The 13,447-nt window shown below is 67.8% G+C and carries 13 protein-coding genes; 9 read left to right on the top strand and 4 right to left on the bottom strand.

The features are described 5' to 3' along the window. Positions 1-99: 99 nt before the first annotated feature. Positions 100-1,728, bottom strand: coding sequence for a DEAD/DEAH box helicase (locus J2S53_RS10580; RefSeq protein WP_456240822.1), 1,629 nt, complete (start codon positions 1,726-1,728; stop codon positions 100-102). Between the two features lie 744 nt (positions 1,729-2,472). On the opposite strand from J2S53_RS10580, the gene J2S53_RS10575 reads away from it, so the two are divergent. Beyond that, positions 2,473-3,192: a ferritin-like fold-containing protein gene (locus J2S53_RS10575; protein WP_456240821.1), complete on the top strand. Its 720-nt coding sequence runs from the start codon at positions 2,473-2,475 to the stop codon at positions 3,190-3,192. Positions 3,193-3,446: 254 nt separating this feature from the next. Next, the gene (locus J2S53_RS10570; RefSeq protein ID WP_092922084.1) at positions 3,447-3,671 is read left to right on the top strand and encodes a DUF3107 domain-containing protein; all 225 of its coding nucleotides are present in this window, start codon (positions 3,447-3,449) and stop codon (positions 3,669-3,671) included. 147 nt (positions 3,672-3,818) lie between these two features. On the opposite strand, the gene J2S53_RS10565 is transcribed toward J2S53_RS10570, so the two are convergent. Further along, complete coding sequence (locus tag J2S53_RS10565) at positions 3,819-4,172, bottom strand: DUF4873 domain-containing protein (RefSeq protein ID WP_092978517.1); 354 nt, start codon at positions 4,170-4,172, stop codon at positions 3,819-3,821. Between the two features lie 226 nt (positions 4,173-4,398). After that, positions 4,399-5,130, bottom strand: a complete 732-nt coding sequence (locus tag J2S53_RS10560; RefSeq protein WP_092978521.1) for a TetR/AcrR family transcriptional regulator — start codon at positions 5,128-5,130, stop codon at positions 4,399-4,401. A 76-nt stretch (positions 5,131-5,206) separates the two neighbouring features. Here J2S53_RS10560 and J2S53_RS10555 point away from each other — a divergent pair, with 76 nt between their 5' ends. The 3 genes from J2S53_RS10555 (at position 5,207) to J2S53_RS10545 (ending at position 7,589) form a co-directional block, all read left to right on the top strand. Beyond that, a complete protein-coding gene (locus tag J2S53_RS10555) occupies positions 5,207-6,106 on the top strand; it encodes an AurF N-oxygenase family protein (protein ID WP_456240820.1) in 900 nt (299 codons plus the stop codon). After that, positions 6,103-7,014, top strand: a complete 912-nt coding sequence (locus J2S53_RS10550; RefSeq protein WP_456240819.1) for an alpha/beta fold hydrolase — start codon at positions 6,103-6,105, stop codon at positions 7,012-7,014. The genes J2S53_RS10555 and J2S53_RS10550 overlap by 4 nt, the downstream gene beginning before the upstream one ends. A gap of 215 nt (positions 7,015-7,229) precedes the next feature. Next, positions 7,230-7,589, top strand: a complete 360-nt coding sequence (locus J2S53_RS10545) for a hypothetical protein (protein WP_092922069.1) — start codon at positions 7,230-7,232, stop codon at positions 7,587-7,589. Positions 7,590-7,669: 80 nt separating this feature from the next. Here the strand turns inward: J2S53_RS10545 and J2S53_RS10540 are convergent, their stop codons facing one another. Further along, entirely contained in the window at positions 7,670-8,305 is a 636-nt protein-coding gene (locus tag J2S53_RS10540) for a TetR/AcrR family transcriptional regulator (protein ID WP_092922066.1), read from the bottom strand. 452 nt (positions 8,306-8,757) lie between these two features. On the opposite strand from J2S53_RS10540, the gene J2S53_RS10535 reads away from it, so the two are divergent. The 4 genes from J2S53_RS10535 to J2S53_RS10520 all read left to right on the top strand — a co-directional run bounded on the left by J2S53_RS10535 (position 8,758) and on the right by J2S53_RS10520 (position 13,425). After that, on the top strand, positions 8,758-9,738 hold the full coding sequence (locus J2S53_RS10535) for a DUF3152 domain-containing protein (RefSeq protein ID WP_456240818.1): 981 nt from the start codon (positions 8,758-8,760) through the stop codon (positions 9,736-9,738). Between the two features lie 328 nt (positions 9,739-10,066). Next, complete coding sequence (gene moeZ, locus J2S53_RS10530) at positions 10,067-11,269, top strand: adenylyltransferase/sulfurtransferase MoeZ (protein ID WP_130468055.1); 1,203 nt, start codon at positions 10,067-10,069, stop codon at positions 11,267-11,269. A gap of 477 nt (positions 11,270-11,746) precedes the next feature. Then, positions 11,747-12,553, top strand: coding sequence for a TIGR02569 family protein (locus tag J2S53_RS10525; protein WP_456240817.1), 807 nt, complete (start codon positions 11,747-11,749; stop codon positions 12,551-12,553). Positions 12,554-12,597: 44 nt separating this feature from the next. Next, positions 12,598-13,425 carry a uroporphyrinogen-III synthase gene (locus tag J2S53_RS10520; protein ID WP_456240816.1) on the top strand — a complete coding sequence of 276 codons (828 nt, stop codon included), beginning with the start codon at positions 12,598-12,600 and terminating at the stop codon, positions 13,423-13,425. Positions 13,426-13,447: the final 22 nt, after the last annotated feature.

Below are 13,447 nucleotides of genomic sequence, written 5' to 3'. Positions count from 1 at the left end.
CGATCGCCCGCGAGACCGCCAGTGGGCACCCGCCGCCGAGTTGGTCCCGCGGTTGTGGGCCTCGGGATCCCCGCGGCGGGTTCGTGGTGCGTAGCGGGCTCAGTGCCCTGAGGAACCCGCCACCTCCTCGGTGCGGCTCTTCGCCGGGGAACCGCGTCGCGTCCGGTTGCGCCTGCGCGCCGGTCGCTGCGAGTTCTGCTGTCCACCGTCCGCGTCGGAGGCGGACTCGGACTGGTTCACCGTCTCGTCGACCGGCTTGCCTCCCCGCGTACGACGCCGCTTCCGCCGTGCGGGCCGGTTCCCGGCATCGTCGTTGCTCTCGGCGCGGGCCGCTTGCTTCTCGGGCCGTCCCGAGCCGCGCTTCCTGCTCTTGCTCCGGTTGCCCTTGCCGCCGTCGTTTTCCTCCTCCTCGGACCCCAGACCGGTCCTGGTGCGCATCGACAGCGGCAGCCTGCCGCCCGCGTCGGAGGGAATGTCGAGATCCTCGAACAGGTGGGCCGAGGTGGAGTAGGTCTCCACGGGCTGGGGCATGTTCAACCCGAGCTCAGTGTTGATCAGCTGCCAGCGGCTCTCCTCGTCCCAGTCCACCAGCGTTACGGCCACCCCGGTGCGTCCGGCACGGCCGGTGCGCCCGATCCGGTGCACGTAGGTCTTCTCGTCCTCGGGGCACTGCAGGTTGATCACGTGGGTCACGCCCGCGACGTCGATCCCGCGCGCGGCGACGTCGGTCGCCACCAGGATGTCGATCTTTCCGCTCCGGAACGCACGCAGTGCCTTCTCCCTGGCGGTCTGCCCGAGATCACCGTGTACCGAACCCGCGGCGAAACCCCGTTCGACGAGTTCGTCCGTCAGTTTCTGGGCCGAGCGCTTGGTACGGCTGAAGATCATCGTCAGCCCGCGGTCGCGGGCCTGCAGCGTGCGAGCCAGCAGTTCCGGTTTGTCCATCGCGTGCGCTCGGTAGACGAACTGGTGGGTCCGTTCGTGTACCGCGCTCTCGTCGGCCTGCTCGGCCCGGATCTGGGTCGGCTGGTGCAGGAAGTCGCGAGCGAGTTTGATGATCGCGTCGGGCATCGTCGCGGAGAACAGCATCGTCTGACGCTGCTCGGGGACCATGCTCAGAATCCGCTCGATGTCGGGCAGAAAGCCCAGGTCGAGCATCTCGTCGGCCTCGTCGAGCACCAGGGTCTCGACCTTGCCGAGAACGAGATGTTTCTGCTCGGCGAGGTCCAGCAGTCTGCCCGGGGTGCCGATGACCACGTCCACGCCCGCTCGCAGCCCTTCGATCTGCGGTTCGTAGGGCCTGCCGCCGTAGACCGCGAGACTGCGCACCCCCAGGTAGCTCGCTGCCGCTTCCAGGTCACGTGTGACCTGCATGCACAGCTCCCTGGTGGGAACCACGACCAGTGCCTGCGGTGTTCCGTCGCCGGGCAGCTGCATCCGCTGCAGCAGGGGAACGCCGAACCCGAGGGTCTTGCCCATACCCGTTCGGGCCTGCCCGATCAGGTCCGCTCCACGCAGCGCCAGCGGTAGGGTCATCTCCTGGATCGTGAAGGTGCGTTCGATACCCGCTTCGCGCAGCGCACGCGTGATCTCCTCGTTCGCCCCCAACTCGGCGAAAGTGGGGCTGTTCGCGTTGACCGCCGCTTCCGGTTGCGTCGCTTCCCGCTGTTCGGTTGACCCCTGCTGCTCAGCAGCGTCCCCCGCACCGGAGTGATCGGGTTCGGTCACCTCGTCGCTGTTCGTCAGAATAATCGCCTCTCTCGTTCTCGCTCACACCGTGTTTCCGCAGGCTGTCGTTCCGATGCCTCGGCTACCGACGGGTGGCGATATCGGTTTGTGACCACACTCGGGCCCGGGGGTCGGGACGAGGGCCGTCTTCGGCCGCACGATTCCCGGCTCCTGTCCTGCCGAGGTGGCGAACTGTGTCGGCGCCCGGTCCGCCTCGGCCCGTTGACCCGTACGCGCCGCGCGTGTCACGGAGTGCGAGCGATCTCCGCTCGCTCTCACGTGGCCGCGTTCGCCGAGCCGCGATCGGGCCGTGTGCCCGGTGTCCCACCGGCACATCGGGCGGTGGCTGCCCACTTCGGTCCTGTAGCGAGGTGGTGGTGTCCGTGCGCGAAGTGCTCCGTCGGTCGGGCCGATAACCTCGGACCCCTGCCACCGGTGTACTGCCAACCGGGGTGGTCCACCGACGAGCGCCGTCCTCGGTCGCTCGCGGGATCGGCTGCCGCCGTGACGGTCTCCGCCTGACGCCAATAAACCTCCCTTCCCGGGAGCCTACCCGTTTTCCCATACCCTGCGGGCTCCGGATGGCGAACGCCACCTCTTGCGTAATCGGCGTGGATGCGTTAAAGGACGTCGGAGTTCTCTCGTCGTACCAGTTCGGGAGGGGTTCGGGATCGGCGCTGCTCCCGACACGGCGGAAACCGTTCCGTAATCCCGCGTCCCGGGTGGGAGCGGTACGCTCGCGGCATGAGCGAGGCTGAGCACAGCGTTGTGGCTTCCGGAGTGGCGGACTCCGAGGATGCGGCGGAGTCCGAAGAGCCGCATGCCGAGTACAGCGAAGGGGTGAAGGATCTGCTCGGCGCGTTGGCCTACGGTGAGCTCTCCGCCTTCGACAGGCTGGCCGAGGACTCCAGGGAGGCACCCACCCTGACGGGTCGAGCGGCGCTGGCGAGCATGGCCGCCGCCGAGATGGGGCACTTCCGGTTGCTGGAGGAACGGCTCGCGGACAGGGGCGTCGCGGTCGAGGAGGCGATGCGTCCGTTCGCGAGTTCCTTCGACGCGTTCAACGCCTCGACCGCACCGCACTCCTGGTTGGAGTCGTTGGTGAAGGCCTACGTCGGGGACGGGTTGGCAGCCGATTTCTATCGCGAGGTCGCCAACTGGCTCGACGAGGAGACCCGTGATCTGGTGCTGACAGTGTTGTCGGACACCGGGCACTCGGCCTTCGCGGAGCGCGAGGTCTCGGCCGCCTGCGCCGAGGACGAGACGCTGCGGGACAAACTGACCCTCTGGGGCCGCAGGCTGCTGGGGGAAGCGGTGACGAACGCGCAGTGGGTCGTGGCCGAGCGGGACGCGCTCGCCGAACTGATCATCAGGGGGTCGGGGGACCTCGCGGGGATCGGCTCGTTGTTCCGCAGGTTGCAGAATAACCACAACAAGCGGATGTCCCGGCTCGGATTGGGTTGATCGTCTGACCGGCTGCGGTTCTGACCGACTGCGGTTCTGACCGGCTGCGGGGATCGCGGAGCCGGTCTCCGGCACCGTGCCGTGCTCGTTCGGAACCCTCCGGTGGTGCCGGTGCCCGCATACCGTGCGGTTCCGCCGCGCGTCCGAGATGATCCGCGCCGGGGATCGTTCCGCCTCGTGCCCGGTCGAGCAGATAGTCTGTGGTCAACGCGGTAGACAGCTATGAGTGCACAGCTACGACAGGAGGCAGTGACGTGGAGGTCAAGGTCGGCGTCGAGGGCTCGCGCGAGCTCACGCTGAACAGTGGTCAGTCCCAGGAGGAAGTCGAGAAGCTGGTTTCCGAGGCGCTGGGCAGCACCGAGGGGAACCTGCGGATCGACGACGAGAAGGGCACGCGCTACATCGTGCCCAGCGCCAAGATCACGTACGTCGAGATCGGTGCTTCGGAGACCCACCGCGTCGGTTTCGGAGTGGGTTGATCCGGCCAGTGCCGGTGTGAACGTCGACAGCCGGTGCGTCGCGGTCGCGACGCACCGGCGTGCTCGAATGCTTTCCCGGTCTCCCGACGAGCCGTGCCGTGCCGGTCGGACCGCTTCCCGACGGGCCCCGTCGGGAAACGGCGCCGTTCAGTCCGTCTCGCCGAGCTCGACCAGTTCCGAGTCGATCGGGAACGGGGGGCGCCCCAGTCCGGTGATGCGATAGCGGTTCCACGGGTCCGGGTCGGAAAGCGTCGCCACGGCATCGCCGTGCGGGGTGCGCAGCACGACCTCTGCCTTACGGCCGTCCACGAGCTCGTCCAGCTCGCTGCCAGCCGTCGCGCGGCCGTACCAGTGGAACCTTCCGTCGATGGGCTGGAAGTTGCCCCGCAGCACCACCTCCACGTCGGCCTCTCGTTCGGCGGTGAAGACCACGGCGGAGCCGTGGTAGTCGTCGTCACCGTGCTCGTCGTCGCGCGGTGGTTCGTCGACCCGCTGTGCCATCTGATCGCCCTTCGTTCCCTTGGCTCGAACCGGTGGCCGGGCCTGTCCGGTTCCCGTGTTGCCCTCCGATGACGGTCGCGTCGTCCATCGGGCGGTGGCCGTTCGATCCCGCGGTCGCCACGGGGGCGGTCGGTGGGAGCTTTCGCCCGTGGAGTTCCGCCCGTGGAGTTCCGCCAGGTGATTTCCGCTCGCTGAGCACTCGTCGAGTGCGAGCGGGAGATGCCGGTCAGTCCGCGTCGTCCTCGACGACCCGCAGGTGCGGGACGATCTCCAGTGGTTCGTCCGGGTCGATGACGATGCCCCCCGCACGCAGCACCCCGTCGATGGCGAACCAGATGATCTTCGTCAGGTACTCGGTGAGGTCGTCCCTGCTCATCGAGTGCCGGTCCAGCCACCAGTCACCGCTGGCCTGCACCATTCCGACGAGACCGTGACTCCAGGCCTCCACGCCGCCCGAATCCAGTTCCAGGCTGCGCATGTACTCGCCCAGCAGCCGGGAGAGCGAGTTGGCTATCACCGTCTTCTCGGTGGTGACGGGATCGGTCTGTACCGGCCTGTCGGCGAAGTTGCGTCGTACGACGAAGCGGTACAGCTCCGGGTACTCCTCGATGACCCCCAGATAGGTGCCGATGATTCGGCGGATCCGTTCGCGGGCGCTGCCCTCCTGTCGCAGGGTCGGGCTGATCCGCTCCATGAGCAGGTTCGTTCCCCACTCGCCGACGGCGAGGTACAGATCGCTCTTGTCGCTGAAGTGTCGGTACAGCACGGGCTTGCTCACCCCCGCCTCGGCGGCGATGTCGTCCATACCGACTTCGGCTCCGCAGCTGCCGATGGCCCGCACGGCTGCCTCGACGAACTCGGCTCGCCTGGCCTGCCGGTGTCCGCGCCAGCGTTCCCTGCGGGCGTCGCCGTGTCCCGTTGACTGCTTGGCCTTGACAGGCCGGGAGATCTGGCTCACGCTACCCAAGGTAGCTGTTACTTGCCGTAACACGCAATTGTCCGCAGGGTTTCCCTCCGAAAGGTGACCAGCGATCATGACCAAGGCTCTCCAGGTCAACGACAGGGAAAAGACGGCTTCCCGATTACTCAAGTCATCGGCCAAGAACAGCTACGACCCCGAGGTCGACATCGACTGGGACGCGCCACTGGCGCAGGATCAGCCCTACATCCCCTTCCACCGCAGCACGCTCTACGGCACTGAGTTCTGGGATCGGCTCACCGAGCAGCAGCGCGTCGAACTCACCAAGCACGAGTTCGCCAGCATCGCCTCGAACGGTCTCTGGTTCGAGGTGCTGCTGATGCAGATGCTGCTCAAGGACTTCTACAACCGGGACCCGCGCACCAATCACGCCCAGTACGCGTTGACCGAGGTGGCCGACGAGTGCAGGCACTCCACCATGTTCGCCAAGGCCTGCGACCGCATCGGCGCCCCCGCGTACGGGCCGGTCCGGATCCTGCACGCCGGGGGGCGGGTGCTGCCCGCCATTCTGAAGGGACCTTCCGCCTATGCCTCCATCCTGGTCGCGGAGGAGATCCTGGACCGGGTGCAACGCGACCAGATGTACGACGAGGCGGTGCAGCCGTTGGTGCGGATGGTCAACCGTATCCACGTGATGGAGGAGGCGCGGCACGTCACCTTCGCCCGGGAGGAGGTCACCCGCGGGATGCGGGAGTGCAACGCCGCCCAGCGCGCCTACCACCAGTTCATGACGGCGCTGGTCGGGTTCTGCATCGTCAAGGCACTGATCAATCCCAGGATCTACAAGTCGGTCGGGCTGCGCCCCAGGGACGCCTACGCGGCTGCCATGGCCAACCCGAACTGGCGCGAGACCGTGCGCTGGAGCGGTGAGAAGATCATGTCGTTTCTGGACGAGGTCGGCCTGATCGGCAAACCCGGGATGGCCCTGTGGCGGAAGGCTGGACTGATCCGTTGACAGCACAACAACTCGAACAGGGAACACGGCTGCTGCGTACTTCCGACGGTACGCGCCTCGCGGTCGACGAGAGCGGCAGCCCGGACGCGCCGGTCACGGTTGTGCTGATACACGGCTGGACACTCACCCGGCACACTTGGGACCGGGTGACCGACCGGTTGCCCGCGGCTCTCGGGGGCCCGGTCCGGATCGTGCGGTTCGACCACCGTGGGCACGGTGACTCGGATCCCTCGCCCGAGGGAACGGCGACCATCGCGCAGTGCGCCGACGACCTCGCCGAGGTGATAGCTGATCGGGTTCCGGAGGGGCCGATCGTGCTGGCCGGTCACTCCATGGGAGGCATGACCATCATGGCGCTCGCGGAGCGGCATCCGCGGCTGTTGGCGGAGCGTGTCACCGGTGTGGCGCTGGTGGCCACTTCCAGCGGTGGGCTCTCGGCCCCGGGGCTGCGGTTGCCGGACCCGCTCGCCAGGGTGTTCAACGCGGGGGAGCGAAAGCTGCGAGCCGTGCTGGCCCGTTCGTCCGCGCGCAGGGTCAGTCCACGTTCGGGGTGGATGCGCCCCGGGCTGCGCTGGCTGCTGTTCGGCAGCGGTCCCGCCGCGGCCGATGTCGCCGAGAGCGCGGACTGGGTGGCCGGTTGTCATCCGGCCAGTTTCGCCGGTTTCCGGCAGTCCCTGGCCGAACACGAACGGGGAGCCGCGCTGGCAGAACTGCCCGCGGTGCCGACCGTGATCCTGGCCGGGCTGTCCGACAGGCTGTGTCCGCTGCCGCACGCTCGTCGCATGTCGGAGCGACTGCCCGAAGCGGGGTTCTACCTCTACGGCGGTGCCGGGCACATGCTCCCGATGGAGCGGGCCGACGAGGTCACCGACCGCATCGCCGACGTCACGCGCTCCGTGCCGGGCTGATCCGCACCGGACGGTTCCCACGGTTTCCCGCCCGCCCGGGAGCACCGACAAGCCGGGCGGTTCACCGCCCCGCCGCGGTCGTGATCGGGTGATTCCGGTCCGACGTTCGGTACGGTGGCCAACGGCGGTACCCGTCGGTGGGGCGACCCGTCGCTCGAACCGAGCGACGGGTCGCCCCACCGTTCGGACGGAACCAACCGGCTGAAAGGACTTCCGTGGGACAGCACACCAGCGGTACTCATCATCACGGCTACGTCGAGGACGCACCGTTGAACCAGGCGATGTCCGCCCACGAGCGGTTGTCCCGGCTCGACGCCGTGGAAATCCTGCACACTCCGGACGAGGTGGCGCAGTGGTTGGCCAGCACGCTGCGCGCCGCGATGGGTAAGTCCGAGGACGAGGTCGCGTTCAAGGACGAGTGGGACCAGTGGGTCAAATACGCCCATTCGGGCGAAACCATCACCACCGGCCTGCTGCGCGGCCCCACCATCAGCGCCGTGTCCGTTCCCGAGGCGGACTGTCGTTGCGCGTCCACCCCGTTGGTGCCTGTCGGGGGTAAGAAGCGCAGTCGGTGACAACGACCGGGTGTGTGGGGAACCACCGGGCGCTGTTCCGCTGACCCGGTACCCCACCACACGATCCCGGCGGAACTCGATCAACCCTGTTGCAGCGGGAAGCCCGCCAGCCCCTTCCACGCCAGGGTGGACATCAGGTGCACGGCTTCTTCCCTGGAGATGGAGCTGTTCGAGTCCAGCCAGTCGCGGGCCGTCACCTGGCTGAGGCCGACCAGCCCGACGGCCAGCAGCCGCGCCCGCTCGTTGTCCAGTCCCGCGTCGGCGGTGACTGCCTCGGCCACCGCGTCTATGCACCCGGAGGAGGCCTTCTCGACCGCCCGTTCCACCGCGGGTTCACCGCGCAGGTCCGATTCGAAGACCAGTCTGAAAGCCTGATCGTCCCGGTCGACGAACTCGTAGAGCGCCGCTACCGAGGCGCGCACCCGCTGCTTGTTCTCGGAGTTGGACTCGATGGCTTCCCTGACCCGATTGACCAGCTCGGCACCGTGGGTCTCCAGCAACGCGAGGTAGAGCTCCAGCTTGCCGGGGAAGTGCTGGTACAACACCGGTTTGCTCACGCCCGCGCGTTCGGCGATGTCGTCCATCGCCGCCGCGTGGTAGCCGTTGTTGACGAACACTTCCTGAGCCGCGGAGAGCAGCTGGGCCCGCCGCGCGTCGCGCGGAAGCCGCACCCCCCGAGCGGGCTGATCGGTGCTCTGCTGCGCGGTCTCGGTCATTTGAAAGCCTCCACCGAAGGATGTCGACCCGGCGGTCGTGTGCGTGTCGGGCTCCCCAACTTTACTTGTCGGTAGAGCGGTTGTGCCGGTTACCTGATCGGCTTACCCGTGCTACGGGCCCCTCGAATCCACGAGGGAAAGCGTAGGTTCCCGCTGTTGAGCAGTGAATCATCGCGGGCAACCTGGCACGGCGACCGCGTCGCCGTGCCAACGGTTCGTCACTCTCCGGGCCCGGAACACGCCGAGGCACGCCGAATGTCCCGGCTTCGCAGGTCAACTCGCATAGTGTGGCAACCTGAACGGGGCAAGTACGAGTCCGGGACCGGTGGTGGTCCGGCCACGTCGGAACGGGTGATCGTGGCTGTTCGATACCCGGTCCCGCGGCGGAGACCGAAGGGATCACCGAGTGGTCACCTCGACGAACGAGGTAACGAAGTTCTACTAGGAGTTCATTGAGATCCGGGAAAGGTGGGCGGCACAGGGGGGACCCCCTGGCGGCGTCCTGGCAACCGCGGCCGGAAGAGGACACCGCTGGCGATGGGGTCCGCCGCAGGGGAGGCAGCCGCCGCGCTCGTCGCGGATGGTCGCGCTACGGCTGGGGGGTCTACGCGATTCCCGTACTGCTGGTGCTGACCGTTTTCGCGGTGCTGCGGGTTCCCGGAGACGATTCGGATCAGGACCGGCGAGCGGGGGCGGCGGGGAGCTCTTCCTCCGACGACAAGGCCGCCGTCGTCACCGAGGGGAACAAGAGCCGGGAGTACCCCGACGACATCCACTCCGCGAAGTTGCCACCGGGAGCTCCGGTACCGAAACAGGGAAGTGGAACGTTCCGGGTCGTGCCGGGCAGCACCGGTCCGGCCGGTTCGGGCGAGTTGTACCGCTACGCCGTCGAGATCGAGCAGGGAGTCCGGCTCACCGAGGGCAACGATTCCTTCGGACGGCTGGTACAGCAGACCATGTCCGATCCGCGTGGCTGGACCAACCCCAGCGGCGGCGACATCTCGGTGCAGCGGGTCGGACCGGACGGTCCCGAACCCGATTTCCGGGTGACCCTGGTCAGCCGGAACACCGCGCGCGAGGTGTGTGGCTACGGGAACGGGTTGCCCTACGACTCCTCCTGCCACATCGATGGCCGGGCCTACATCAGCGCCGCACGCTGGGTCCGGGGTGCGATCGCGTTCGACGGGGACATCGGCAGTTACCGGCGCTACGTCATCAACCACGAGGTCGGTCACTTCTTCGGCAACGGTCACGTCCCCTGCGGCGCGCAGGGCGAACTCGCCCCGGTGATGATGCAGCAGACCTTCAGTGTCTCCAACGACGTGCTGCACCGGCTCAACGAACGGGTTTCGCAGGGCACCGAGATTCCCGCCAACGGCTTCGTGTGCAAACCGAACGCGTGGCCCTTCCCGCTGGGGAACAATTCGAACTGAGACCGCGTTGGCACCCCGGGCGGAGCTCGGTCGTGAGTGCTTCCGTGGTCCGCCGCGGTGTGTGAATCCCGACGTGAATCCCGACGTGAATCCGGCGTGATTCCGGAGTGGGTACCGGGAGCCATCGGTCCCGGAGTCGTCCGTTGACGCCCCGAGTCGTCCCATTTCCTGGGAACGGTTTGGGGGCGGGAAGACCATCGGCCAGGCTTGCGTTACACGGAGCGGTGGCGCGGTTGGTACCGGCCGGGAGCTTCCGGGACGAGACAACCGCCGAACGGACACGGCCGTACGGCGCCGTACATCCAGGCAACGGAGGAGGAGCTGGGAGATGACCGGCAACACATCCCCACAGGGCTCCGACGGCGGCGGGACCACGCTCCCGCCGTTGGTGGAGCCCGCCGCGGAACTGACGAAGGACGAGGTGGCGCGCTACAGCCGTCATCTGATCATCCCGGACGTCGGGATGGTGGGGCAGAAGCGGCTCAAGAACGCCAAGGTGCTGGTTATCGGAGCGGGCGGTCTGGGCAGCCCCGCCCTGCTGTATCTCGCCGCCGCCGGGGTGGGCACGCTGGGCGTCGTGGAGTTCGACGAGGTCGACGAGTCGAACCTGCACCGCCAGATCATCCACGGCCAGTCCGACCTCGGGCGTTCCAAGGCCGAGTCGGCGCGTGACTCCATCGCCGAGGTCAATCCGTTCGTGCGGGTCAACCTGCACCAGACCAACCTGACCTCCGACAACGCGCTCGAGATCTTCGACGACTACGACCTGATCCTGGACGGCACCGACAACTTCGCGACGCGTTACCTGGTCAACGACGCGGCGGTGCTGCAGGGCAAGCCCTACGTGTGGGGCTCGATCTTCCGCTTCGAGGGCCAGGCCAGCGTGTTCTGGGAGGCCTACGGCCCGAACTACCGTGACCTCTACCCCGAACCGCCGCCGCCCGGGATGGTGCCCTCCTGCGCCGAGGGCGGTGTGCTGGGCGTGCTGTGCGCCTCCATCGGCTCGATCATGGTCAACGAGGCCATCAAGCTCATCACCGGTATCGGTGAGACCCTGCTCGGCAGGTTGATGATCTACGACGCGCTGGAGATGAGCTACCGCACGGTCAAGATCCGCAAGGACCCGAACGCGGACAAGGTAACCGAGCTGATCGACTACGAGACCTTCTGCGGAGTGGTCTCCGATGACGCGCAGCAGGCCGCCGCGGACAGCACGATCACGCCCCAGGAGCTCAAGGACAAGTTCGACTCCGAGCAGAAGTTCGAGTTGATCGACGTCCGGGAGCCGCACGAGTACGACATCGTGCACATCGAGGGGTCCAAGCTCATCCCGAAGGACCGGATCATCTCCGGTGAGGCACTGGCCGAGCTGCCGCAGGATCGCCAGATCGTGTTGCACTGCAAGTCCGGCGGACGTTCGGCCGAGGCACTGTCGGCACTGCACAAGGCGGGCTTCTCCGACGCCGTGCACGTCGGCGGCGGGGTGCTCGGGTGGGCCAATCAGGTGGATCAGAGCTTGCCGACATACTGATCGAAGGTTTTCTTCTCGCCTTGCCGAGGTGTTTCCGTGGCGGGACCTCTCGTACGGCTCTCGCTGCGGGTGCCCCGACATCGGGTAGCGGCCTACACAACGTCGGGGCCGTCCTCGCGAGAGCCGCACGGGAGAACCCGCTGGTTATTGGGTTGCGTGCGTGGTGGGAGTTCGGCACTGCCCCAGCAGCGCGGCGAGCGGCCCGGCCTCGCGATGCATCCGACTCACGCACCGGGGACGCTTCCGCTGCCTCGCTCGCGGTCGCTTCACGACGAGGGTGCCGGGGCGTCGATTTCGCGAGAAATCGACACCGCGCGGACTCCGCTCCGGAAGTGAGGAGGGGCCGGGCTTCCACATCGGGACCGCGGCGCCGCGTGAGCCGCGGCACTCCGGCGCGTCGGCTTTATCGTGTCGAATCGCGCGGTTGATCGGAGCGTCTGCGACGGTGCGAATTCGAGTACGGGTAGCGTTTGGCGCGTGAGTGCTACGGCCGAGCCACCTCCCACGCACGTGCGTGCCGCCTTCGGCGCGCCGGGGGAGGACGTCGAACTGCTCGAGGGTGGTCTCGCCTGGCGTTGCGGCGCCGACGGGGACGTGCTGATCAAGCCCGCCACGGACACCGCCGAGGCGGCCTGGGTGGCGCAGGCACTGGACACGCTCGATCCGGAGGAGACGCGGGTCGCGCGGCCGCTGCGGTCCACCGACGGCAGGTGGGTCGTTTCCGGCTGGTCGGCGCGCCGTGACATGACGGGACGTCCGGAGCCGCGACACGACGAGGTCATCGCCATGTCGCTGCGGTTGCACAGCGCGAGCAGTGTGCTCGACAGACCCAGGCTGGTGGACTCCAGGCAGGACATCTACGCCATCGCCGACCGGATGGCCTGGGGCGAGACCTACGTGTCGTTGTCACCGGAGAAGGGCGGACGGCTGTTCGACGTGCTGGCGGCCTCCCGCCGGAGCGTTTCGCTGCGGCCGCAGGTGGTGCACGGCGACCTCTTCGGAAACGTGTTGTTCTCCGGCAACGCGCCCCCGGGGCTGATCGATTTCGTGCCCTACTGGCGTCCCCCGGAGTGGGCCGCCGCCGTGGTGGTGATCGACGCGATGGCCTGGGGAGGCTCCGATCCGGCCATAGTGGAGCGCTGGTCCCACCTGTCCGAGTGGCCGCAGATGCTGCTGCGGGCGTTGCTGTTCCGACTGGCGCTGCACGCGCTGCATCCGCGGGCGACGACGACTTCCCTCGGGGGGCTGGAAACCGCCTCGCAGACCGTACTGGAAGTGCTCTAGGAGAGCACGGGAAGCCACCGGCAGTGACGTGCGAGGATGTGGGTGTGGATTCGACCGCACCGGAGCCGTTGCGCGGCTTTACCGTGGGCATAACCGCGGAACGCAAGGCTGACGAGCTGGCGTCGTTGCTGACCAGGCGGGGTGCGCGGGTGGTGCACGCTCCCGCGATGCACACCGTGCCGCTGCCGCAGGACGGCGAGCTGGCCGCTTCCACCCGCGAAGTGCTGGCAGGCGACGTGGATTTCGTGGTCGCCTCCACCGGCATGGGGTTTCGGGGTTGGATGGAGGCTGCGGACGAGACGGGCAGCGGCGAGGCGCTCCGTCGCCATCTCGCCACCGCTACGCTGCTGGCACGGGGCTCGAAGGCGACCGGAGCCATCCACGGTGCCGGGCTGCGGACCGAGTGGAGTGCGCCTTCGGAGGAGTCCGCCGAGGTGCTGCGGTACCTGCTGGATCACGAGCTCGGCGGCAGACGCGTGGTGGTGCAGGTGCACGGTGATCCCATGCTTTCGTTCCGGCAACGCCTCACCGAAGCGGGTGCCGAGGTGATTCCGGTGATGGTCTACCGCTGGACTGACCCGCTGGAACCGCACAAGCTCGACGACCTGATCGACCGCACCGTCGCCGGTGAAGTGCACGCCCTGACGTTCACCAGCGCTCCGGCCGCCGCCAACCTGCTGACCAGAGCCGAGCGTGACGGCCGCTTCGAATCGCTGCGAACCGCCGTGCTCGACGGTGTGCTGCTGGGATGTGTCGGCCCGGTCACGGCCGCCCCGGTGGAGAAGGCCGGATTGCCCTACGTGACACCGGAACGCTCCAGGACGAGTTCGTTGGTGAGGCTGCTGGCCGAACGCCTGTCCAGCGGTTCCTGACCGTTTCCTCGGGTGTGGCGGT

The organism is Actinopolyspora lacussalsi, assembly GCA_030803735.1.
GTDB classification, from domain to species: domain Bacteria; phylum Actinomycetota; class Actinomycetes; order Mycobacteriales; family Pseudonocardiaceae; genus Actinopolyspora; species Actinopolyspora lacussalsi.
This window is presented reverse-complemented; position numbering and strand designations above follow the sequence as displayed.

Coding starts and splice junctions, on each gene's coding strand:
- moeZ (WP_130468055.1), top strand. CDS start 10,067: ATGACCGGCAACACATCCCCACAGGGCTCCGACGGCGGCGGGACCACG.
- J2S53_RS10565 (WP_092978517.1), bottom strand. CDS start 4,172: ATGGCACAGCGGGTCGACGAACCACCGCGCGACGACGAGCACGGTGAC.
- J2S53_RS10540 (WP_092922066.1), bottom strand. CDS start 8,305: ATGACCGAGACCGCGCAGCAGAGCACCGATCAGCCCGCTCGGGGGGTG.
- J2S53_RS10555 (WP_456240820.1), top strand. CDS start 5,207: ATGACCAAGGCTCTCCAGGTCAACGACAGGGAAAAGACGGCTTCCCGA.
- J2S53_RS10575 (WP_456240821.1), top strand. CDS start 2,473: ATGAGCGAGGCTGAGCACAGCGTTGTGGCTTCCGGAGTGGCGGACTCC.